Raw genomic sequence first — 22,701 nt, forward strand, 5'->3', positions numbered from 1 at the left:
CATTCCGGCGCAATGCGCTTCGCTTATTGCGCCCTACGGATACAAACGCCGGTGGTTATTCGGCGCCCCAGGGTGCCGGCGGCGTGTCGACGGGGTTGGTGAGGTCGAAGCGCACCCGGAACAGGCGGTCGGTGTCGGCACGCCCTAGCTCGTAGGTGTAATGCGCGCCCGGCTCGATCTCGATTGCCCAGACGTTGCTATTGGATACCTGCATGCCCTCGCGGGTGAACATCTGCTGCGAGAACGCATCCACCGGGAACTCCTGGCGATTGGCGGTGCCTTCGCCGGTGGTGTCGCCACCGTACATGGTCACCGGGTCGTCGCTGCCGTCGGCCAGGCGGTGGTCGTGCTTCAGGCGCAGGCCGTCGGCGGTGCGGGTGACGATCCAGGTGCGCGAGCGATCGTCGCCGACGTGGAACGGGATACGGATCTCCTGCTCGCTGCAGTCGCGCACATGCATGACCAGCGGCTGGCCGGCGAACGGATCGTCGCCAGTCGGCGCGGGAGTGTCGGCGACCACCTCGCCGGCGAAGGCCTTGCCGCACAGCGTCGCGAGGTTGGCCATGAAGACATCCGCCGGAGCTTGCTCGCTTGCGGCGGTCGGCGTCGGAGCCGCGGGCCCCGGGGTGGCGACGTCGGCAGAGGGTGGGGAACCGATGTCGCACGCGGCGAGCGCGATGACAAGAGCGGCCAGGGCGGGTATACGCAGGATTTTGTTCATCCACGCAAGGTAGCCATCAACAGCGGTTCCGGCAAGCGGGCCCGCTCAACCCGTATGCAGTAGTTGGGATCTGTGGATCCTGTCGCGCTGCCTGTGGAAGCGATTGGATCATGACGCAGGCGCTGCTCCCTGAGGATTGCGTGGCGGGAGTGAATTGAACCAGGTGGCTTCAAGGAGCTTCCTGGCAGTACCAGACCTCGAGCGCTGGCTCCGAGCCGCCCTGCATGGTCAAATGCATGTTGAAGCGGGGGTACCGGCGGACATCGCTGGTTGAGACAGTCCCTTCGAACCTGATGCGGTTGATACCGCCGTAGGGAAGCTTCGCCGGTCCCGGCCCTGCCGTGGGTCCGTGCGCCGCCGCTTCGTCCACGCCACTACAGGACGAACGCCATGAATGCCGTACCCGCTTCCGAACTTGCCCATTCCGAGTTGATCCAGCAGGCCGACAAACTGTCCGCCGACGTGATCCGGCCGATCCCCGGCTCGCGCAAAGTACACATTGCCGGCTCACGCCCGGACCTGAAGGTCGCGATGCGCGAGATCGTGCTCGCCCCCACGCCGACCCTGTTCGGCGGCGAGCAAAACGCACCGCTGGCGGTGTATGACACCTCCGGTGCCTATACCGATCCGTCGGCTAGCATCGACCTGGCCCGCGGGCTGGCGCCCTTGCGCGCGGTCTGGATTGCCGAGCGCGGTGATACCGAAGTGCTGGAAGGCCTGTCGTCGCAGTTTGGTCGTGGACGCGAAGGCGATGCGAAGCTGGACAAGGTGCGTTTCGGCAACCGCCCGCTGCCGCGCCGCGCGGTGGCAGGCGCCAACGTCACCCAGATGCATTACGCGCGGCGCGGCATCATCACTCCGGAGATGGAATACATCGCGATCCGCGAAAACCAGCGGCTGGAAGCGATCACCGAAGCGCACCTGCTCAAGCAGCATCCGGGGCAGAGCTTCGGTGCCAACATCCAGAAGGTCATCACCCCGGAGTTCGTGCGCGACGAGGTCGCCCGTGGCCGCGCGATCATTCCGTGCAACATCAACCACCCCGAAAGCGAGCCGATGATCATCGGCCGCAATTTCCTGACCAAGGTCAACGCCAACATCGGCAACTCCGCGCTGTCGTCTGGTATTGCCGAGGAGGTCGAGAAGCTGGTCTGGTCGATCCGCTGGGGCGCGGACAACGTGATGGACCTGTCCACCGGCAAGCACATCCACGAGACGCGCGAGTGGATCATCCGCAACAGCCCCGTTCCGATCGGCACGGTGCCGATCTACCAGGCATTGGAGAAGGTCGACGGTCGCGCCGAGGACCTGACCTGGGAGATCTTCCGCGACACGCTGATCGAGCAGGCCGAGCAGGGCGTGGACTACTTCACCATCCACGCTGGCGTCTTGCTGCGCTACGTGCCGCTGACCGCGAAACGCGTGACCGGCATCGTCAGTCGCGGCGGCTCGATCATGGCCAAGTGGTGTCTGGCGCATCACAAGGAAAGCTTCCTGTACGAGCACTTTGAAGACATCTGCGAGATCATGAAGGCCTACGACGTGGCCTTCTCGCTCGGCGACGGCCTGCGTCCGGGCAGCATCGCCGACGCCAACGACGCCGCCCAGTTCGCCGAGCTGGAAACCTTGGGTGAGCTGACCAGGATCGCCTGGAAGCACGACGTCCAGACCATGGTCGAAGGCCCCGGCCACGTGCCGATGCACCTGATCAAGGAGAACATGGACAAGCAGCTGGAAGTCTGCGGCGAGGCGCCGTTCTACACCCTCGGGCCGCTGACCACCGACATCGCGCCGGGTTACGACCACATCACCAGCGCGATCGGCGCGGCGCTGATCGGTTGGTACGGCACCGCGATGCTCTGTTACGTGACGCCCAAGGAACACCTCGGGCTGCCGAACAAGGACGATGTGCGCGAAGGACTGATGGCCTACAAGATCGCCGCCCACGCGGCCGACCTCGCCAAGGGCCACCCCGGCGCACAGGCGCGCGACAACGCATTGAGCAAGGCGCGCTTCGAGTTCCGCTGGGAAGACCAGTTCAACCTTGGCCTGGACCCTGAACGTGCGACCGAATACCACGACGAAACCATGCCCAAGGACGCGCACAAGTCGGCGCATTTTTGCTCGATGTGCGGCCCGCAGTTCTGCTCGATGAAAATCAGCCAGGACGTGCGCACGACGTTTGGGGGCGGTAGCGCCGCCGAGCTTGGGTCGGTTGAGGACCAGGCAATCGAAGACGGCATGGCGCAGAAGGCGGCGCAGTTCCGGGCCGCCGGCGCCGAGGTCTATCGCAAGAGCTGACCGCTACCGGCCCGGAGGCGGTCGCATGGGACACGCGACCGCCTGGCCAACTTGTCAGGCGCCAGGGATTGGCGGTCAGTCGCGGGTACGGCACACTCGCGCAATGGGAAATTACGGCTATCTGTATCGGCGTTGGCAGTTGATCGCCAAACGCCACCCTTCGGCATTCCTGCTGGCGGCCCAGTTGCTCAGCCTGTTGCTGTATCCGGTGTTCGATGGCCGCCACAGCCAACGGGTGCTGTTTGGTGCGTTCGGTGTGCTGGTGCCGCTGCTGGCGGTCTGGGTGGTGTGGCGCAGTCCGGCCATCAAGTGGGTGGCGTGGCTGGTTGCCGTGCCGGCGATCCTGATCTCGATGGCCTCGATCGTGCTGGGCAGCAGCGACTTGCTGGTGATCTCATCGGCGCTGGAATCGGTGTTGTATTTCTATACCGCCGGCAGCCTGATCATCTACATGATGAACGATCACCTGGTCAGCGCCGACGAGCTGTTTGCCGCGGGCGCGACCTTCACACTGCTGGCGTGGGGTTTCGCCTTCGCCTACATGGTCTGCCAGGCGGTATTGCCGGGGTCTTTCAGCAGTTCCATCAACCCGGCGCAGTCGCGGCCATGGATCGAGCTGCTGTTCCTGAGCTTCACCAACCTGACCGCCACCGGGCTGGGCGATGTGACCCCGGTCAGTTCATGGGCGCGGGTGCTGGTTATGCTGGAGCAATTCGTCGGCTTGGGTTATATCGCCGTGGTGGTGTCGCGCTTGATCGCGCTGACCGTGAGGCGGCACAGGGAAGACATGGTCGCAGCGGCCAAGGAGTTCCCGGAGGACCAAACCGAGTTCCCGGACTGAACCGTCCCTGAGCGCGAGGCGGGTCGGTTTCATGACCGACGGGAGCTGTAACCCGCGTTGCTTGGCGCTAATGGGCGAAAGGCTTTGCGCAAGAGGCTGAGTCTTCGACTTTCGACACGGGACAGGTGGGGCGTGGAAGGTCAGACTTACCTGCTCTGATGTTTTTCTTGTGGCAGCTCCCTTGTCTGAACGTTTGCGCGTAGGCCAATGTACGGTGGATATCTCCCTGCGCGAGGTGACGGCGCCGGGAGCACGCCGGCCACGCAGGATCACGCCCAAGTCGCTGAGCGTACTGCTGGTGCTGGTTGCCAACGCCGGCAAGGTGGTCAGCCGCGATGCCCTGCTGGCCCAGGTCTGGCCGGACACCTTGCCCGGTGACGACGTGGTCACCCAGGCAATAACCTTGCTGCGGAAGGCGTTCAACGAGCTTCGCGAAAGCCCCCAGTACATCGAGACGATCGCAAAAAGCGGTTACCGGCTGCTGGCAGAAGTGGAGTGGTTGGACGACAGCGTGGAAACCGCCACGGCTCCAGCCCCTGGGCTGGTGCCGGACGCCGCGAGCGCCCGGGAGTTCTTCCAGGTTGATGCGGCGAAGACGCCTGCCGTGCCCAGTCTGCTTGCGCCGGTGGCGGTCACGGCCGGAGAGCCACGGCGGGATCGCGCCGACGATACTCCTGTGGCCGTACGCGGTAATCCGGGCGTGATTCTTGGCGTGTTGGTACTGGTGGCCGTCCTGGTTGCGGCGCTGGTGTGGTGGACCTGGCCGTCCCGTGAGGGGGCGACTTCCCTGGCCACGCAATCATCACCATCCCGATACCAATTGGAAACCCGACTGATCACCTCGGCGCCGGGCTTCGAGTTCTCGCCTACGCTCAGCCCGGACGGAGGGATGGTGGCCTATATCGCGGTGCCTGCCGGGCAGCGCAACATTGCGATCATGGTCCAGCCCACAGCGCCTACGGTGCCGACCCAATTGACCCATCCCGTTGGCGTGGCTGACGACCACAGCCCGGAATGGTCGCCCAGCGGTCGCGAGATCGCGTTTTTGCGAATCGTGCCCGGACAGAGCTGTCACGTGCTCGTGGTGCCGGCCACTGGCGGCGTGGAACGCGTCGTGGGCACGTGCGACCCGTCCGATCCTCCCGGTTTCGATTGGACCCCGGATGGTCGTGGCCTGATCTTCGGTGGCCGAGGCCTGGTCAATGGGGGAGCCGGATTGCAGGTCCTGAACCTCGCCAGTGGTGAGGTTCAGGCGCTGGAATACGACGCTGACCCGAACCATCAGGACTTTGCCCCGCGTTACTCGCCTGACGGACGCTGGATCATCTTCGTGCGCAATTCGCCGTTGGGTGATTTCTGGCGCTTGTCGGCTACCGGCGGTATCGCCGAGCGACTGACCCGGATCAATGCCGAGATTCGCGGTTGGGACTGGAGCTCAACCGGTCGGGCACTGATCTATGGGCGACGCGATCACAGCAGCAGCGGACTCTACCGTTATGGTCTGGACACCGGGGCGCATACCAGCCTGGGAGTCGAGGATGGCGAGCAGCCAGTGACCGCGGCCAACGTGTCGTCATTGGCCTATGTTGTGCGACGCAGCTACTTTGGCATCTACCAGTTTGACCTGGATGCAGGCAGCCCGGGCAAGCGTTTGTTCGCGTCTTCCGGTCGTGACCGGTTGCCCGCGATCGCACCGGACGGGCGGCAATTGGTGTTTACTTCCGACCGATCCGGAAAGTTCGGCCTGTGGTGGGCGGAGTTGGATAAACCTGACTCCCTGCGCCTGATCGAAGGCTTGCAACCGGAATCCCGCTATTTGCCATCATGGAATGCAGACAACCGGCGAGTGCTGGTAGTCGGACGTTCCGACGACGACCAGCGTCCCCAGGAAAACGGGGTGTATGAGGTAATTCCGAAACGGGGCACCGTCACACGACTTCCGGTTCCTGTGGCCCATCCAGTGCAGGCCGTATACCTGCCTGCGTCGGGCGGGAATGACGACGAGCGGTTATTGGTGCTGGCCAATGGTGGTGAAGGCCATCTGGGCTTGTACCTGTATGACCGGGACGAGCAGCCATGGCGGCTGACGGCGTTTCTGGATGGCGTGTCCAGTGTCCAGGTCGACAATGCGAATAAACTGGTGGTGTTTTCGCGGCCGGGCGAGAGAGGCTTATGGCAGGCTGATTTCCGCCTTGATGCGGATAGCGTCAGGGCGGTTGACTCGCTACGCTCGCTTGCAGTATCCGATCGCTCCTGGGCCCTGGCCGGCGATCGCGGGGTCTATGTTCGTCGCCGCACGGCGCGGTGTCCCGCGCTTTTGCTTGGTCAAGCGACACAACAAGACGGTTCGCAGTCGGGTGGCGCAATCGTCCAGTCGCGCTGCCTGGACCGGGACCGCCGCGCGGCGACCCACGGGTTCAGCATTGATGGGAGTGGCCGCCGGCTGTATATCACCCTTGCCGAATCCGACGGAGGCAACATTGGCTTCGCGACCTTCGAGACGCCGCCGGAGACGATGTGGCCTGGAGTTATCAAGTAATTGATTTTAAAGGGAAATAGCCTTTCGTAAGTCTTTCGCCGCCAGAGTCGGCACAATTTCGGCCAAGTTTCCGCAAACCTTCAGGAGTCTGTGGGCAGATTCGGCAAACCTATAGACCTCTACAGGTTGCATAGGCAAGACATTGGACAACACATCGTGGGCCGATCGGGGCCAGCAGCTGCGGATTGATACGCCGGTGGTCAGTTCCCAGGCGAGATGTATCGGCGTTTCGAGACTGGGCAGCATGCAGATGCCGGCCGGCACACTGACCATCTGGCTGCAACTGCGCGGCAGCTCCTGGGTGGAGGGGCGCGAAGGCCGGTTCCGGGTACGTCGGGGGGACTGGATTGCCTTTGACCGCGACTCCAAACCGCTGGTCCAGGCAGACCGGCACGGCGTTTGTGTTGGCTTGAGCCTGGGGGATGACGCATTGCGCGCCGCCGGTGCGCTGGCACAACCGGGCTTGTACGCCGGCCGGGGCCATATCGAGTTGCACGATGCGCGGATGGCGTTGCGGTTATGGCGCGCCTCCAGCCGGCGTCTGGCCACAGTCGATGGTGACGACGCTACCGCCTCGGTGGCCGCACTGCGTCCACTTCTGCTGCAGTTGGCGCTGATCCAGAGTGAAATGACGGCCGGCATACCGCGCTGCCCCGGCCGCTCCCGGGCGCGCAAGCGCCAGGTGTTCGGACGGCTGCAGCGCGCCCATATGTATCTGGACGGCAACCGCGACCGGATCGTGCGCATCAGCGAGCTGGCCGAGTTGACCAGCTACTCCAGTTGGTACTTCTCCAAGACCTACCACGCGCTATATGGCGAAAGCCCGCAGTCCGCGTCTGCGCGGATGCGGATCGAGCGTGCGGCCGAGTTGCTGGGCAGCAGCCAGATGATGATTGGCGAGGTCGCCGCCGCCAGTGGTTTCGAAAATTGCTGCAGTTTCGCGCGGGCGTTTCGCGCTCGCTACCAGATGTCTGCGACCAGCTACCGGAAAAGAATGGCGGCCTGACTCAGGCCGGATTCGGCAAAGTCAGGCGGCGGTTGCGGCAAAGCAGTAAAAGCTCTCGAGACGTAGCGTTGACAGCGCGTTTAACACGCTCATAACGTTATTGGAGAGAGATCCATGAATTACCGCAATTTGCGCCCCGCGATGCGGCTCGGCTTGCTGCCGGCTGGTATCGCGATGGCACTTGTGCCGGCCTTTGCCGCTGCGCAGGAAGCCGCCCCCGCTGACCAGGCCACCACCTTGGACCGGATCGAAGTCACCGGTTCGCGTATCCGCCAGGTCGATCTGGAAACCTCGCAGCCGGTGCTGACCATCAGCCGCGAAGACATCCAGAGGCAGGGCTTCAGCTCCGTTGCCGACATCCTGCAGAACATCACTGCCGCCGGCACCCCGCCGATCAGCCGCTCCGAGCCACTGGCCTCCGGCGAGAACGTTGGAGGTTCCTACATCGACCTGCGTAACCTCGGCGCATCGCGCACCCTGGTGCTGGTCAATGGCAAGCGCCTTGGTATCACCACCAGCGGCCTGCAGGACATCTCGCAGATCCCGACCGCCATGGTTGAGCGCGTCGAAGTGCTGAAAGATGGCGCGTCGTCGCTGTACGGCTCCGACGCCATTGCCGGCGTGGTCAACATCATCACCCGCAAGAACTTCGAAGGCGCGGAAGTCAACGCCTATATCGGCCAGTACGGCGAAGGTGACGGCGTCAAGCAGAACTACGATTTCGTGGTCGGCTTCGCCGGTGACCGTGGCTCCGTCACCGTGGGCGCCGCGCAGCACAAGGAAGAGGCGGTCTGGGCAAAGGATCGCTGGTTCAGCGATGACACCTACCCCGGTTACCCGCAGAACAGCACCACGGTTGTCGGCCAGTGGGGCAATTTCAACATCAACAGCGGCAAGAAGGACGCGAACGGCGACCCGCTGGCTGCCGAGTGGTACGCACCGGACCGTGACGGCAACGCCATCGGCCTGGACAACTTCCACCCGCAGAACACCGACGACACCAGCAAGGGTTCCGATCAGATGCACTTGATCAACCCGACCGAAAGCCGCACGTTGTTCGTCAATGCCAACCACGACATCACCGACAACATTCGCCTGGTGGCGGACATGTCGTACAACAAGCGCATGTCCGAGCGCCAGATTGCCGGCTACCCGGTGCAATCAAGTGCGATTGATGCGGCGATGTCGGGCGACAGCTACTTCAATCCGCTGGCCGGCACCGAGATCGACTGGCGTCGTCGTGGCTGGGAAGTGCCGCGTACCACCCAGAGCGACCTGACCACCTGGCGCATCACGGCCGCGCTGGAAGGCTCGATCGACTACGGCAGCCGTTACCTGGACTGGGACGCAGGCTATCTGTTCAACCAGAACAACCTGCAGGCGGTCTCCACCGGCAACCTCTACAAGCCGAATGTGCGCAACGCCGTGGGTCCGTCGTTCCAGAATGACCAGGGCCAGATCGTTTGCGGTACTCCGGGCAACGAGATTGCCGGTTGCGTGCCGTGGAACCCGTTTGCGGGCTTCGGCACCGGCGATGCAGCGCATTCGCTGGGCGACCAGGCCGTGCAGGACTACCTGTACAAGACCGAGCACGCACTGGGCGAGACCGAGACCACCAGCTACTTCGCCAACGTTGCAGGCAACCTGTTTGCGTTGCCTGCCGGTGACCTGGCGTTCGCGGCCGGTTACGAGTACCGCAAGGAATCTGGGCGCTTCAGCCCCGATGCCATTGCCCAGACCGGCGATTCCACCAATCTGGCATCCGGTCCGACCCAGGGCCAGTACGCCGTGGACGAGTTCTACCTCGAATTGAACATCCCGGTGCTGGCCGACCTGCCGTTTGCCCAGGAGTTGACGTTCAACGTCGCCAGCCGTTACTCGGACTACACCACCTTCGGTGATACCACCAACAACAAGTTTGGCTTCAAGTGGAAGCCGTTCGATGACTTGATGGTTCGCGGTACCCTCGCCGACGGTTTCCGTGCTCCGACCATCGACGATCTGTACGGTGGCAGTTCCGAGACCTTCTACACCGGTTTCCGGGACGTGTGTGACAGCGTCTATGGTGTCGTTGGCGGCAGCGCGGCTTGCGTGGCGGATGTCGGCCAAGGTTACCGTCAGCTGCAGCAGGGCTTCGTCCCGACCGACAGTGTCGCGGCCCAGACCCCGGTTCCGTTCAACTCGGGCTCCAACCCGCTGCTGACCCCGGAAACCTCCGAGTCCAAGTCGCTGGGCCTGGTTTACAGCCCAAGCTACGTCGACAACCTCAGCATGACCCTCGACTGGTGGAGCATCCAGATCGACAACACCATGGTCTCGGACAGCCCGAACCTGATGTTGGAAGATTGCTACGTCCGGGGCATCGAAGCACGTTGCCAGGGCTTCTCGCGTGATCCGGTCACCGGCATCGTCAACGAGTTGACCTACGGTCTGCGCAATGCGGGTTACGTCGAGACCGAGGGCTTCGACTTCGGCGTGGCGTACCGGTTCGATACCGCGAGCCTGGGCCAGTTCGGCATCAACTGGGACTCCACCTACGTCAGCAAGAACAACCTGAAGACCACCAACGACGCAGACACGCCGGAATCCCCGTCGGTCGGCTTCGGCGGCAACTTCCGGATCCGTTCCAACATGAACCTCAACTGGTCCTATGCTGATTTCGCCGTCAACTGGGGCATGCGCTACTACTCGTCGATGAAGGAGCAGTGCTACTTCGCGGATCGCTGCAACCTCCCCGACTACGCAGCGCCTGACACCTATGGCGAGAACGTGCCGATGAACCAGGTCGGTTCGAACACCTTCCACGACCTGCAAGTAAGCTGGAATGCGCCGTGGAATGCCACCGTCTCGGTGGGTGCGAACAACGTGTTCGACCACCAGGGCCAGGCGATGTTCAGCCAGCCGAACTCGAACTACTCGTACTACGGTGGTTTCGACATCGGTCGCTTCATGTACATGAAGTACCAGCAGCGCTTCTGATCGATCCGTCGATCAAATTGCACTGAGTAACATCAAGCGGCCCCGGGAACGGGGCCGCTTTTTTGTTGCGCCGCGTGGCCATGGCAGCTGGGTTTATTCCACGGACAGGCACACATGAAGAAGGCCACCCGAGGGTGGCCTTCCTTATCTGCGCAGCAGCCCGGCAATCAGGCCCCGGGTTGATGGCCCTCAGCGTCGTGGCGCTTCATTGCATCGACCAGCAAGGCTTTTGCCTCGTCGGCGCCGCCCCAGCCGTCAAGCTTGACCCACTTGCCTTTTTCCAGGTCCTTGTAGTGCTCGAAGAAATGCCCGATCCGCTCGCACCAGTGGGGGCTGACCTGGTCGAGGTCGTTGATATGGGCATAACCGCTGAATACATCGGTGGACGGTACGGCCAGGATCTTCTCGTCGCTGCCGGCCTCGTCACTCATCCTCAGCACGCCGACCGGACGGCAGCGGATCACTGAGCCGGGAATGAGCGGCAACGGCAGGATCACCATGACATCGGCCGGGTCGCCATCGCCGCACAGGGTGCGCGGAACATAGCCGTAGTTGCACGGATAGCGCATCGGGGTGGACAGGATGCGGTCGACGAAGATCGCGCCCGATTCCTTGTCCACCTCGTATTTCACTGGCTCGGCATCCTTGGGGATCTCGATGATGACGTTGATCTCGTCCGGCGGGTTCTTGCCGGTGGTGACATGATCCAGACCCATGGTTTGCTCCGAAGCGGTGTGAGGGCGCGCCAACCGGCGGCCGGGTGAAGCCGACGATTTTACCTCGTCGGCTGCTGCGTCGCACCATCGGCGTGGTCGCGCACTGGGAAAATCCGCGCTGCCGGGGCGGACGTCCTGTATTTACAGCAACTGCCGTTGGGCCAATCAAGGTGCCAGCGTCGGTAGGACGGCGAATGCCGGCCGTTCTCCCGGCGCACCACTGCGCCTCGACACAGGGCCGTCCAACCAAGGGATCGTGATGAGCGGAAGCAGCCTGTTCGCCGAACTCAAACGCCGCAATGTTATCCGCATGGCGGGGCTGTATCTGGTGGGGGCCTGGTTGATCACCCAGGTGGTGGACACCATCTTCCCGATGTTCGGTGCTCCGGACTGGCTGATGCGGAGCATCGTCATTGTGCTCGCGATCGGGTTTGTACCCGCACTGGTGTTTGCCTGGGTGTTTGCATTCACGCCGGATGGTTTCAAGCTGGATGCCGTGGTCGCTGCGGCGGACTCGATCGGGTCACGCACGGCTCAACGCATGAATCTGGCCATTGTCGCCGTGCTGTTGCTCGCGCTCACGTATTTCGGGGTCGACAAGTTCGTGTTTTCCCCGCAACGCGAAGCAACGCTGCAACTGGAAGCTGAGAAGCAGGGCGCGGCGCGTGCCACCGAGCGGGTCGCGGGGAAAGCCGTCGCCGCCATCCCCGCCAAATCCATCGCGGTACTGCCGTTGGTGAACGGCAGTGGGGACAAGGATCAGCAGTACTTTTCCGACGGTCTTTCCGAAGACCTGATCACGGCGTTGTCGCAGTTTGATGGGTTGAAGGTCATCGGCCGGAACTCCGCGTTCCAGTTCCGCAACAGCAAGGACAGCAGCAAGGTGATCGGCGCCAAGCTTGGCGTCGCCCATTTACTGGAAGGCAGCGTGCGCCGGGCTGGCGATACCGTGCGCATCACCGCGCAGCTGGTCGAGGCGGCCGATGGCAGCACTCTATGGTCGCAACATTTTGACCGGCCATTCAAGGACCTGTTTGCACTGCAGGATGAGATCACCAGTGCGGTCGCCAGTGCACTCAAGGCCCAACTGCTGACCGGGCCCGACGCCGCGATGCAAAGTGATCACCCACCCAGCGGCAATATGGATGCGTACACCGCGTACCTGCAGGGAAAGTTCTACCGCACACGCGGCACCCAGGCCGATCTGCGCAAGGCGATCGATGCCTATACCACCGCGACCCGGATCGATCCGCGCTACGCACAGGCCTTCGCGATGATTTCCCACGCGTGGACGGATCTTGCGACGCAGTTTCTCGGCGGTGCGCCGGCCCAGCAGGCGTATGCACAAGCGCGCGCGGCGGCTACCAGTGCGTTGGCGCTGAATCCGGACCTGGCGGCGGTGCATGTGGCGCGCGGCCGCCTGCTTTCCACCGCGGACTTCAACTGGGCCCAGGCAGAAACCGAGTACCGCCGCGCGGTACAGCTGGCGCCCAACGATGGCGACGTCAAATTTTCACTCGGTGTGTTGCTGGCGACCCTGGGTAATCCCGGGCAGGCGGTCGATCTGACCCGGCAAGCGTTGGCAGCCGACCCGTTGCATGCGAGCTGGTACTACTGGCTCGCCACCTATCTTGCACCGATCGGGCGTCTCGACGAGGCGGAGCAGGCGATCCGCAAGGCAATCGAGCTGCAACCCGAGGCGGCGGTCTATTACGAGCAACTGGCCGTCATCGAAATCCTGCGCGGCAATGCTAAGGCCGCCCTGATCTCGGCGCGACAGGAACCGGCAGGGGTCTGGCACGACATTGCACTCGCGCTGGCACTGCAGATCGGTGATGACCGTGAGGCCGCCGATGCTGCATTGCGGGCCCTGGTTGACGCCCAGGCCGATGTTGCCGCGTATCAGATCGCCGACGTGTATGCCCTGCGCAATGACGCGGACAAGGTCTTTGAATGGCTGGATCGCGCGTGGGTCAACCGCGACCCGGGAGTCGCCTACCTGCTCTACGATCCCTTCATCCTGCGTTACCGGGATGACCCGCGTTTTTCTGCGTTTGCCCGCAAGATTGGATTGCCGATGCCAGGCGCCACTTCGGCATCAATGGGGTCCGGGCACTGAAAGGTAAACATCACGTCGGTGGTGGTGCCGGCGCCACGGAATCCATGGCCCACCTGTAAAAAAGGGCGGCCCGAAGGCCGCCCTGGATATCCGTGATGCCGGTGTGGCTACAGCAGCGGCACCATCAGCAGCGCGACGATATTGATGATCTTGATCAGCGGGTTGATTGCCGGGCCGGCGGTGTCCTTGTACGGATCGCCGACGGTATCGCCGGTCACCGCCGCCATGTGCGCGTCGCTGCCCTTGCCGCCGTGATGGCCGTCTTCGATGTACTTCTTGGCGTTATCCCATGCACCGCCGCCGGTGGTCATCGAGATCGCCACGAAAATGCCGGTCACGATCGTGCCGATCAGTAATCCGCCCAGCGCCTTCGGTCCCAGCAACAGGCCGACCACGATCGGCACGGCCACCGGCAACAGTGAAGGCAGGATCATCTCCTTGATCGCCGACTTGGTCAGCATGTCGACCGCGCGCGAATAATCCGGCTTGCCGGTGCCTTCCATGATCCCGGGGATCTCGCGGAACTGTCGGCGTACTTCCTCCACCACCGCGCCCGCAGCCCGGCCGACCGCCTCCATCGCCATCGCACCGAACAGGTAGGGAATCAATCCGCCGATCAACAGGCCGATGATCACCATGTGATCGGAAAGGTCGAAACGCATGGCCTCGTAGGCGACGCCCGTGAGGGCCGCCTTGGTTTCACCGGCGGTGTTGAGGTTGTGGGTGTAATCGGCAAACAGCACCAGTGCCGCCAGTGCCGCCGAACCGATCGCATAGCCCTTGGTCACTGCCTTGGTGGTGTTGCCGACCGCGTCCAGCGGGTCGGTGATATCGCGCACCTCCGGCGGCAGGTCGGCCATCTCGGCGATGCCACCGGCGTTGTCGGTGATCGGGCCGTAGGCATCAAGGGCGACGATCATGCCGGCCATCGATAGCATCGCGGTTGCAGCGATGGCGATGCCGTAAAGGCCGCCAAGCGCATGCGCGCCCCAGATTGCCGCACAGACCACCAACACCGGCCAGGCGGTCGACTTCATCGAGATGCCGAGGCCCGCAATGATGTTGGTGCCATGCCCGGTCGTGGACGCCGCAGCGATGTGCTGCACCGGCTTGAACTGGGTGCCGGTGTAGTACTCGGTGATCCACACGATCAAGCCCGTCAGCACCAGGCCGATCAGACCGCAGTAGAAGATGTTGGTCGATGACACCGCCAGCGTGCCATCCAGCGACGTCAGCCCGTCCGGGAACATGTCCGCGGTAACGAACCAGAACGCCACCGCCGACAACACGGCAGACACGATCACGCCCTTGTAGAGCGCGCCCATGATCGAGCCGCCAGCCTTCACCTTGACGAAGAACGCGCCGATGATCGAGGCGATGATCGATACCGCGCCCAACATCAGCGGATACAACACCGCGTTGGTGTCGGCGGCGAACATCAACCCGCCCAGCAGCATGGTGGCAATGATGGTGACCGCATAGGTCTCGAACAGGTCCGCGGCCATGCCGGCACAGTCACCGACGTTGTCGCCGACGTTGTCGGCAATCACCGCCGGGTTGCGCGGGTCGTCCTCGGGGATCCCGGCCTCGACCTTGCCGACCAGGTCGGCGCCGACGTCGGCGCCCTTGGTGAAGATGCCGCCGCCAAGACGGGCGAAGATCGAGATCAGCGAGCTGCCGAACGCCAGCCCGAGCAATGCATGCAGTGCAGGCTCGCCAACGATGCCGATCTTCTCCAGTACCAACCAGTAACCGGCGACCCCCAGCAGGCCCAGCCCGACCACCAGCATCCCGGTGATCGCGCCGCCCCTGAAGGCGACATCCATCGCCGGCCCGATGCCGCGCCGCGCCGCCTCGGCGGTACGCACGTTGGCGCGCACCGAGACATTCATGCCGATATAACCGGCGGCACCCGACAACACCGCGCCGAGTGCAAACCCGATCGCGGTTGGCCACCCCAGGAAGATGCCGATGACGATGAACAACACCACCCCGGCGACCGAGATCGTCAGGTACTGCCGATTGAGATAGGCGCGAGCGCCTTCCTGGATCGCGCCGGCGATCTCCTGCATGCGTTCATTGCCGGCGGGCTGCGCGCTGATCCAGCGCGCCGAGATGATCCCGTACAGGATCGCGATAACGGCGCACACGAGCGCCAAGGTCAAACCGTACTGCTCCAGCATGGACCCCTCCCCAATAGAAAGTGGACAACAACATGGAATTTCGGATTACGCGCCTTACAACGCCACGACTATGGCACATTCCGGCGGCCGTTCAGGCGCGTCGTGGCAGCCTGCGCTTCAACCCGTAGCTGACCGGAGCGCGCCCATGCGCCTGATGCCCTTGTTACTTCTCGTTGCGGCACTGCCCGCAATGGCCGCCGACCCCAAGCCGGAGATTGACCGCCCGGCTGCCACTGCCCAGGCCGTTGGGGTGGCGCATACCTTGCGCACAATCCCGGAGGCCTGCGCCCGCCTGGAAGGCGTGTTTACCGGTGAGGCCGCCGATCCGTACCGGTTCGCGGTCGTTCGCACCAGCCCGAACTGCCAGCCACGGGCCCGTTTCGTGGATGCCGCCAAGGCGAAGCCTTCGCTTGCCGGCGGCTGGATCCTCAACGACCTGATCAGCGTGCCCAACGCGGCCTGTCCATCGCAACAGGCCATCGTGCACGTGTGGCGCAATGCTGCCGAAGGAGCCACGCCGGAGCTGGACGCACAAGGTCGCGTCCGGGTGTACCTCGATGGTTCCAAGCCCGCATCCAGCGCCGACAAGCCAGCGGCCGCCAGTGTGTTTGCGGCGGTGATGAAGGTGGAAGGCAAGACCTGCAACGGCTGACCGGTCGTGCGTCAGCAGGGCGCGGTCGGGTAGCGCCGTTGCATTTCCTCGGGCGAAACTTCCTCGATGCTGTGACCGATGTTCCAGCGGTGGCCGAACGGATCCAGCACCACGCCCGAGCGCTCGCCGTAGAACTGATCCTGAGCCGGCCTGATCAGTGTGGCGCCGGCTGCCAGCGCCCGCTCGATGGTGGCGTCGGCATCGTCGACATGCACGTGCAGGCTGGAGCTGATACCAGCATCCGGGTCGGGACGGCGGATGCCGTACTCGGGGTACTCCTCGCTCAGCATCAGCACCGAACCGCCGAAGTCGAGCTCGGCGTGGCCGACGCGGCCACCAGGCTCGTTCAGGCGGAACCGTTCGGTCGCGCCGAACACCTCACCGTAGAAGGCAATCGCCTGCGCGGCGTCGTTGACGCACACGTACGCGAACAATTCATGGACGGTCATGACGCGCTTCAGCGGGAGGGGTGGTGACACGATAGTCGCGACGAAATCCGGGTCATGGGGACACCCGGTTCAGTCGTCGAATTCCGGCAGCTTGCGCCGCACCGCCACGTTCTTCAACGTCACATACTTGGGCAAGCCGTCGCGTCCATACGGTGGCGGTGCTTCGCCGCGGATCAGCGGCTCCAGGTAGGTGCGGGCTTTTTCGGTGATGCCGTAGCCGTCGCGGCGCAGGAATCCCGCTGGCATCTTCTTTTCCTTGTTGGCGATCTTCGACAGCGGAGCCGGCTCGATCTTCCAGCGATAGGGCGCGTCGCCGGTGCGCACGATCACCGGCATCACCGAATTCATGCCCTTCAGAGCGAACTCGACCGCTGCCTTGCCGACGGCCTGCGCCTGGTCCAGGTCGGTCCTGGAAGCCAGGTGCCGCGCCGAGCGCTGCAGGTAATCGGGCAGGGCATAGTGGACCTTGTAGTCGAGCACGCGCTGGACCCGGCCGGCGAGATGGGAAGCCACGCCACCCAGTTGGGCGTGGCCAAAGGAATCCTTGCCGCCGCCGGCATCGGCGACAAACGCACCATCGGCGTTGCGGATGCCTTCGCTGGCGACCACCACGCAATAGCCGACGCGCTTGACGACAGAGTCCACCTTGGCGAGAAAAGCCGCCTCGTCGAACACGCGCTCCGGGAACAGGATGATGTGCGGTGCATCGTCGGGTCCGTTGCCCGCCAGTCCGGCCGACGCAGCCAACCAACCGGCATGCCGGCCCATCGCCTCGTACACGAACACCTTGGTCGACGTCTCGGCCATGGCCGCCACATCCAGCGCTGCCTCGCGCACCGACACGGCGGTGTACTTGGCCGCCGAGCCGAAGCCGGGACTGCAGTCGGTCAGCGCGAGGTCGTTGTCGATCGTCTTGGGCACGCCGATGCAGGTCAACGGATAATCGAACTCGGCGGCGATCCGGGACATCTTCAAGGCGGTATCAGCCGAATCATTGCCGCCGTTGTAGAGGAACCAGCGCACGTCATGGGCGCGCAGCACGTCCAGCAGGCGCTCGTACTTCGCCCGGTCCTCGTCCAGTGATTTGAGCTTGAAACGGCAGGAGCCGAACGCGCCGCCGGGTGTGTGGGCGAGGGCGCGAATCGCGGCGATCGGCTCTTTCGAGGTGTCGATCAGCTCCTCGCGCAATGCACCCAGGATCCCGTTGCGCGCGGCCAGTACCTTGACCTTGTGGGCGCGAGCGGTCTGGATCACCGCCGAAGCGGTGGCGTTGATGACGGCGGTGACACCGCCGGACTGGGCATAGAGCAGGGTTCCCGATGGCATGGGGCTTCCAGAGGTAGGCGCCGGGATAGCCCCAGGATGCGGTAAGCTGGGCGCCGTTTGCCCCGGCAGGTTGACAGGTCGCTGCAATTGTAGCGCCGGCCCCGTGAGGCCCAGATTCAGGAGACAGTGATGCGATTGGTACTTCTCGGCCCGCCCGGTTCCGGCAAGGGCACCCAGGCAACCCGCCTCAAGGATCATTTGCAGGTACCCCACATCTCCACCGGCGATTTGCTGCGTGCGGAAGTTGCCGCAGGCACCCGGCTTGGCCTTGAGGCGAAAGAGGTGATGGCTCGTGGTGAGCTGGTGAGCGACGCGATCCTGCTGGGCATGCTCGAGGATCGTTTCTCGCGGGCCGACACCCGTGGCGGTTTCATCCTCGATGGCTATCCGCGCAACCTGGCCCAGGCCGACGCACTGAACACGTTGCTCGAGCGCATCGGACAGCCAATGGACGCCGCGGTACAGCTGGAGGTGCCGACCGAGTTGCTGGTCGAGCGGATCGCCGGTCGGGCCCAGGCAGAAGGCCGCGCCGACGACTCGCCCGAGTCGGTTCGCACGCGCCTGCAGGTCTATGTCGACCAGACCGCGCCGGTGGTCAATTTCTTCCGTCAGCGCGGCAAACTCAGCGTGGTGGATGGGGTCGGCTCGCTGGACGAGGTGTTCGCGCGGCTGATCGAGGCGCTGGCGCCGGTCCCGCAGGTCGGCTGACCGGGTAAAACCAACAGACGCATGAAACTGCACATTCTTGGCATCGCCGGCACCTTCATGGGCGGCGTCGCGGCGCTGGCGCGCGAGCTCGGCCACCAAGTGGAGGGCAGCGACCAGGCGGTATACCCACCGATGTCGACCTTGCTGGAGGAGCTGGGCATCGAGCTGCGCCAGGGCTACGACGCCGCCAACATCTCCGACGATTGCGACCAGATCGTAATCGGCAATGCGCTCTCGCGTGGCAACCCGGCCGTGGAGCAGGTGCTGGACGACAACCGCCAGTACATCTCCGGTGCCCAATGGCTGGCCGAGAACGTATTGCCGGGTCGCGACGTGCTTGCCGTCGCCGGTACCCACGGCAAGACCACCACGACCTCGATACTGGCCTGGTTGCTGGAGGCGGCCGGCCGCACGCCGGGCTTCCTGATCGGCGGCGTGGCCGAGGATTTCGGGGTCTCGGCGCGGGTGGGTGGCGGCGGGCCCTCATCCGGCCCTGCGGGCCACCTTCTCCCGCAAGCGGGAGAAGGGAAATCGTCGTCGCCTTCGGCAACGGCCTCCCTTTTTGTGGTCGAGGCCGACGAGTACGACACCGCGTTCTTCGACAAGCGCAGCAAGTTCGTGCATTACCGGCCGCTGGTGGCGATCCTCAACAACCTGGAATTCGACCACGCCGACATCTTTCCGGACGTGGCCGCGATCCAGCGCCAGTTCCACCACTTGGTGCGCACGGTGCCACGGCGCGGCCGGTTGATCGTCAACGGCGAGGACCCGCACCTGGCCGAGATGCTGGCAATGGGCTGCTGGACGCCGGTGGTGAGCTTTGGGCTGGATGCGTCGCTTGCCGTGCGTCCGGTCACCCCGGACCAGCCATTCCACTGGACCGCCCGTTTTCTGTCCGAGGACGGCAGCGCTTTCATGGTCATCCACGACGGCGTCGAGCTGGGCGAAGTGCATTGGTCGCTGTTGGGCCGGCACAACGTGATGAACGCATTGGCGGCGCTCGCGGCCGTGGACGCGGTCGGCGGTGATGTCGCCGCCGTGTTGCCGGCATTGACCAGCTTCCACAGCGTCAAGCGGCGAATGGAGTTGATTGGCCAGGACGCCGGCATCACTGTTTACGACGACTTCGCCCACCATCCCACAGCGATCGCCACCACCCTGGCCGGGTTGCGGGCCAAGGTCGGCAAGGCGCGGGTAATCGTGGCGATGGAGCCGCGCAGCAATTCGATGCGGCTGGGTGCCCACGCCGACGCGCTGGCACCGTCGCTGGACGAGGCCGACGTGGTGGTATTCCTGCACCGGCCGGAGTTGGCGTGGGATGCCCGCAAGGTGATTTCCGGCCTGCGCGGCGAGGGCATTGCCGCGCCCGATACCGACGCCTTGCTCGCGTTACTGGGGCAGCAGGCGCGGTCCGGCGACCACGTGGTATTCATGTCCAACGGTGGTTTTGACGGTGCGCCGCGGCGTTTCATGGCGATGCTGCAGGGCCAACCTGGACTGCGCTAGGCTGGTGTCAATGTCGAACCAGACCGATCCCCCATCGCTGTCATTGTTTCCGTTGCCGGCTGTCCTGTTCCCGGGCGGCACGCTGGGGCTGCGGGTATTCGAGCCGCGTTACCTGGACCTGGTACGGGAGTGCGGCCGCAACAGCTGCGGCTTTGGTATCTGCCTGATCCTGGAAGAGGACGCCATGGGTTCCGCGGCGGCTTACGGCACCGAGGCGCTGATCGAGGATTTCGACACCGGTGACGATGGGCTGCTGACCTTGCAGGTACGCGGGGCGCGGCGGTTCCACGTGCGTCAAGTCGCGGTCCGTGACAACGGCCTGCAGGTGGCCAAGGTGGACTGGTGCGATCCCGATCCGGTCGAGCCATTGCGTCCGCAACACGGTTTGCTGTCGACCTTGCTGAAAGGGGTGATCGAGCAGGTGGGCGGCGAGTACGCGAAGCTGGCCGATGCGCACCTGGACGACGCGGCCTGGGTCGGTTGGCGACTGGCCGAGATGTTGCCGCTGTCCGACCCGCAGCGCCAGCAACTGCTTCAGACCGACGATCCACACGAGCGACTGGACCAACTGCTCTCGTTGCTTCCGGACGGCTGAGCCTAAGGGTTGATGCGTACCCGGAGCACCGGTACGCCATTGTGCGGGTGTTGCGCCTGGATCGAGTCGAACCGTTTCAGTGCATCGGCTACTCGCCCATGCGCCTCACCGTTGTGGGGGGCGGGCAGCCACAGCACCGCCGCTCCGAGTGGCTTGCTGGCCTGCAAGGTCTGGGTGGTGCCGATCCACAAGGGGGTGGCGTCGTCCAGCGCGGCTGGCGCCGGCCACAAGCGCAACGCGTATTGCTCGCCCGGCTCGGCTCCGGGGTGCAGCATCAACAAGGTCTCGGCGTGCGCATCCAGCGTTGCCGGGAGCACGACCTGGTCCGTTATCGGCGTGTCGTCATCGAGCAGTGTAATCGTGCCGGTCCAGTCGGCCTGCGGTTGCACCCGCCACCCGGCGGCTTCCATCGCCGTCTGCAGCGGTGCCAGTGGGCCGGCTACCTGCATGTCCAGCGGCCAGCGTCGGCGTGCATCATGCTCGTTGCGTTGCGCGGGCAGCCCGGCCCAGCCGTCGTGCCACCAGTCGTCGTTGCTGACCTGCACGCTGGGTGGTGCAGTTGGGAAGCGGCTCAGCAGCGCGTCGGCCGCGTGCGGGGCGTGCCATGCCGCGGCGATCGCGAAGCTGCCGTAAAACAGCGCCGACAGCGGATGCATCCAGAACGAGCGTGCCACGTGGCTGCGGTAGGAAATGCCCAGGATCAACAGCCAGATCAGGCCGAACAATGTGCCGCCGACCAGGTCGCTCAACCAGTGCGCGCCCAGGTAGAGCCGGGCGAACCCGACCACGGTGGTGATGACGCCGGCCAGCAGGTATGGCCAGACCCGTTTACGCCCAGGCAGCTCGCGCGCAATCAACACCGCGAAAAAACCGAAGATGATCGTGGTCATGGTCACCGCCACGGATGGGAAGCCGAACCCCGGGGGGGCGGTTGGCGGCCGCGGCATGTCGATCACCGCCTCAAGCAGACTGGTCAGTGCCAGGCCAAACGCGAGCGCCGCGATCCAGTGGGCGGCCGCCATCCAGCGCCGTCGCCACAACAGGTAGGCCAGCGCCACGCTTGCCGCCACACCCAACACCTGGATGTCGCCCAGGCTTGCCAGGCCCGCCATCAGGTGATCGGCCAACGGGTTGCGCAAGCGCCACATCAGATCCTGCAGGTGGTGATCCACCGCCAGTGGACCACCGCTGGCCAGCAGCAACGCCAACAAGGTGAAGCAGATCCAGCTGATCGCCAGCAAACACGCCGCAAGCATCAGCAACGACGCAGAACCGGGCCGATTCGGATCGACCAACGCGCCTGCGTAACGACTGAGCAGGGGATGGGCATGGATCCAGCGCAACAAGCGCGCCAACAGGTGGTCGGCGTTGTTGGCAAACCAGCGCCAGGTGTAGAGCACTGCGGCCCAGACCAGGGCAACGGCTACCGCCAGGCCACCCAGTGCCAATGCGAGTCGATCAGCAACCGCCGCTGCGGCATCGTAAGAGGCTCCCAACACCCAACCCGGGGCCAGGAATACTGCCGCCCAGGCCAGACTGGCGAATGCGCTGGGCAGGGCGTATCGCCGCAGCGGCATCTGCAGCATGCCCGCGATCACCGGTACGAAGGGCCGCACCGCGCCCACGAATCGGGCAATCAGGATGCTTTTGATTCCGTGGCGACGAAACAGGGTTTCGCCGCGATCCAGCCATTGCGGGTAGCGAACGAATGGCCAGTGCTGGCGCAGCCGGCGCGGCCCGAGGTGGCGTCCAAACCAGTAGCTGAGTGCGTCGCCGAGGAATGCACCGCTGGCCGCGCACATCACGGCATAGGGACCGTTGACATGACCCAGGCCCACCAGCGCGCCGGCGGCAAACAGCAACGGCAATGCCGGGACCACGATGCCGATCACCACCAGCGCGTCGCAGAAGGCGATCAGGAAGATCAAGGCGCCGGCCGCTATGGGGTGCGTGCCAATCCACGCGGTGACGCTGTCGATCCAAGCCGGATTCATCGGCTCATTATGTCAGTGTCATGCTGGTTTTGACGCCCTGTTGGGCAAGCTTGCGGCTACGGGATT

The 22,701-nt window shown here is 64.3% G+C and carries 16 protein-coding genes and 1 riboswitch; of the genes, 10 read left to right on the top strand and 6 right to left on the bottom strand.

What is annotated here, in order from left to right; translation table 11 throughout:
- Window positions 1-55: 55 nt before the first annotated feature.
- Window positions 56-721: a hypothetical protein gene (locus tag ACW7G0_RS11560; RefSeq protein WP_456989735.1), complete on the bottom strand. Its 666-nt coding sequence runs from the start codon at window positions 719-721 to the stop codon at window positions 56-58.
- A 236-nt stretch (window positions 722-957) separates the two neighbouring features.
- Window positions 958-1,056, top strand: a riboswitch (TPP riboswitch).
- 55 nt (window positions 1,057-1,111) lie between these two features.
- Between ACW7G0_RS11560 and thiC the strand changes: the two genes are divergently transcribed.
- The 5 genes from thiC to ACW7G0_RS11585 all read left to right on the top strand — a co-directional run bounded on the left by thiC (window position 1,112) and on the right by ACW7G0_RS11585 (window position 10,387).
- Window positions 1,112-3,022: a phosphomethylpyrimidine synthase ThiC gene (gene thiC / locus ACW7G0_RS11565; RefSeq protein WP_456989736.1), complete on the top strand. Its 1,911-nt coding sequence runs from the start codon at window positions 1,112-1,114 to the stop codon at window positions 3,020-3,022.
- A 103-nt stretch (window positions 3,023-3,125) separates the two neighbouring features.
- Complete coding sequence (locus tag ACW7G0_RS11570) at window positions 3,126-3,863, top strand: ion channel (protein WP_456989737.1); 738 nt, start codon at window positions 3,126-3,128, stop codon at window positions 3,861-3,863.
- Between the two features lie 214 nt (window positions 3,864-4,077).
- Window positions 4,078-6,402: a winged helix-turn-helix domain-containing protein gene (locus tag ACW7G0_RS11575; RefSeq protein WP_456989738.1), complete on the top strand. Its 2,325-nt coding sequence runs from the start codon at window positions 4,078-4,080 to the stop codon at window positions 6,400-6,402.
- Window positions 6,403-6,646: 244 nt separating this feature from the next.
- Window positions 6,647-7,408: a helix-turn-helix domain-containing protein gene (locus ACW7G0_RS11580; RefSeq protein WP_456989739.1), complete on the top strand. Its 762-nt coding sequence runs from the start codon at window positions 6,647-6,649 to the stop codon at window positions 7,406-7,408.
- Window positions 7,409-7,522: 114 nt separating this feature from the next.
- Window positions 7,523-10,387 carry a TonB-dependent receptor domain-containing protein gene (locus ACW7G0_RS11585; protein ID WP_456989740.1) on the top strand — a complete coding sequence of 955 codons (2,865 nt, stop codon included), beginning with the start codon at window positions 7,523-7,525 and terminating at the stop codon, window positions 10,385-10,387.
- Between the two features lie 167 nt (window positions 10,388-10,554).
- Here the strand turns inward: ACW7G0_RS11585 and ppa are convergent, their stop codons facing one another.
- On the bottom strand, window positions 10,555-11,103 hold the full coding sequence (ppa, locus tag ACW7G0_RS11590) for an inorganic diphosphatase (RefSeq protein ID WP_456963387.1): 549 nt from the start codon (window positions 11,101-11,103) through the stop codon (window positions 10,555-10,557).
- Between the two features lie 259 nt (window positions 11,104-11,362).
- Between ppa and ACW7G0_RS11595 the strand changes: the two genes are divergently transcribed.
- Window positions 11,363-13,222: a tetratricopeptide repeat protein gene (locus ACW7G0_RS11595; RefSeq protein ID WP_456989741.1), complete on the top strand. Its 1,860-nt coding sequence runs from the start codon at window positions 11,363-11,365 to the stop codon at window positions 13,220-13,222.
- A 107-nt stretch (window positions 13,223-13,329) separates the two neighbouring features.
- Here the strand turns inward: ACW7G0_RS11595 and ACW7G0_RS11600 are convergent, their stop codons facing one another.
- Complete coding sequence (locus ACW7G0_RS11600) at window positions 13,330-15,405, bottom strand: sodium-translocating pyrophosphatase (RefSeq protein ID WP_456989742.1); 2,076 nt, start codon at window positions 15,403-15,405, stop codon at window positions 13,330-13,332.
- Window positions 15,406-15,550: 145 nt separating this feature from the next.
- On the opposite strand from ACW7G0_RS11600, the gene ACW7G0_RS11605 reads away from it, so the two are divergent.
- Window positions 15,551-16,057 carry a hypothetical protein gene (locus ACW7G0_RS11605; protein ID WP_456989743.1) on the top strand — a complete coding sequence of 169 codons (507 nt, stop codon included), beginning with the start codon at window positions 15,551-15,553 and terminating at the stop codon, window positions 16,055-16,057.
- Window positions 16,058-16,068: 11 nt separating this feature from the next.
- Here ACW7G0_RS11605 and ACW7G0_RS11610 read toward each other — a convergent pair whose 3' ends face one another.
- Complete coding sequence (locus tag ACW7G0_RS11610) at window positions 16,069-16,506, bottom strand: VOC family protein (RefSeq protein ID WP_456989744.1); 438 nt, start codon at window positions 16,504-16,506, stop codon at window positions 16,069-16,071.
- A 69-nt stretch (window positions 16,507-16,575) separates the two neighbouring features.
- Window positions 16,576-17,832, bottom strand: coding sequence for a 6-phosphofructokinase (locus ACW7G0_RS11615; RefSeq protein ID WP_456989745.1), 1,257 nt, complete (start codon window positions 17,830-17,832; stop codon window positions 16,576-16,578).
- A 129-nt stretch (window positions 17,833-17,961) separates the two neighbouring features.
- Here ACW7G0_RS11615 and ACW7G0_RS11620 point away from each other — a divergent pair, with 129 nt between their 5' ends.
- Genes ACW7G0_RS11620 through ACW7G0_RS11630 form a run of 3 tightly spaced genes read left to right on the top strand, consistent with a single transcriptional unit; the run spans window position 17,962 to window position 20,641 of the window.
- The gene (locus tag ACW7G0_RS11620) at window positions 17,962-18,540 is read left to right on the top strand and encodes an adenylate kinase (RefSeq protein ID WP_456989746.1); all 579 of its coding nucleotides are present in this window, start codon (window positions 17,962-17,964) and stop codon (window positions 18,538-18,540) included.
- A gap of 57 nt (window positions 18,541-18,597) precedes the next feature.
- On the top strand, window positions 18,598-20,046 hold the full coding sequence (mpl, locus tag ACW7G0_RS11625; RefSeq protein WP_456989769.1) for a UDP-N-acetylmuramate:L-alanyl-gamma-D-glutamyl-meso-diaminopimelate ligase: 1,449 nt from the start codon (window positions 18,598-18,600) through the stop codon (window positions 20,044-20,046).
- 1 nt (window position 20,047) lies between these two features.
- Window positions 20,048-20,641, top strand: coding sequence for an LON peptidase substrate-binding domain-containing protein (locus tag ACW7G0_RS11630; protein ID WP_456989770.1), 594 nt, complete (start codon window positions 20,048-20,050; stop codon window positions 20,639-20,641).
- 2 nt (window positions 20,642-20,643) lie between these two features.
- Here the strand turns inward: ACW7G0_RS11630 and ACW7G0_RS11635 are convergent, their stop codons facing one another.
- A complete protein-coding gene (locus ACW7G0_RS11635; protein ID WP_456989747.1) occupies window positions 20,644-22,635 on the bottom strand; it encodes a bifunctional DedA family/phosphatase PAP2 family protein in 1,992 nt (663 codons plus the stop codon).
- Window positions 22,636-22,701: the final 66 nt, after the last annotated feature.

The organism is Lysobacter sp. A286, assembly GCF_054052105.1.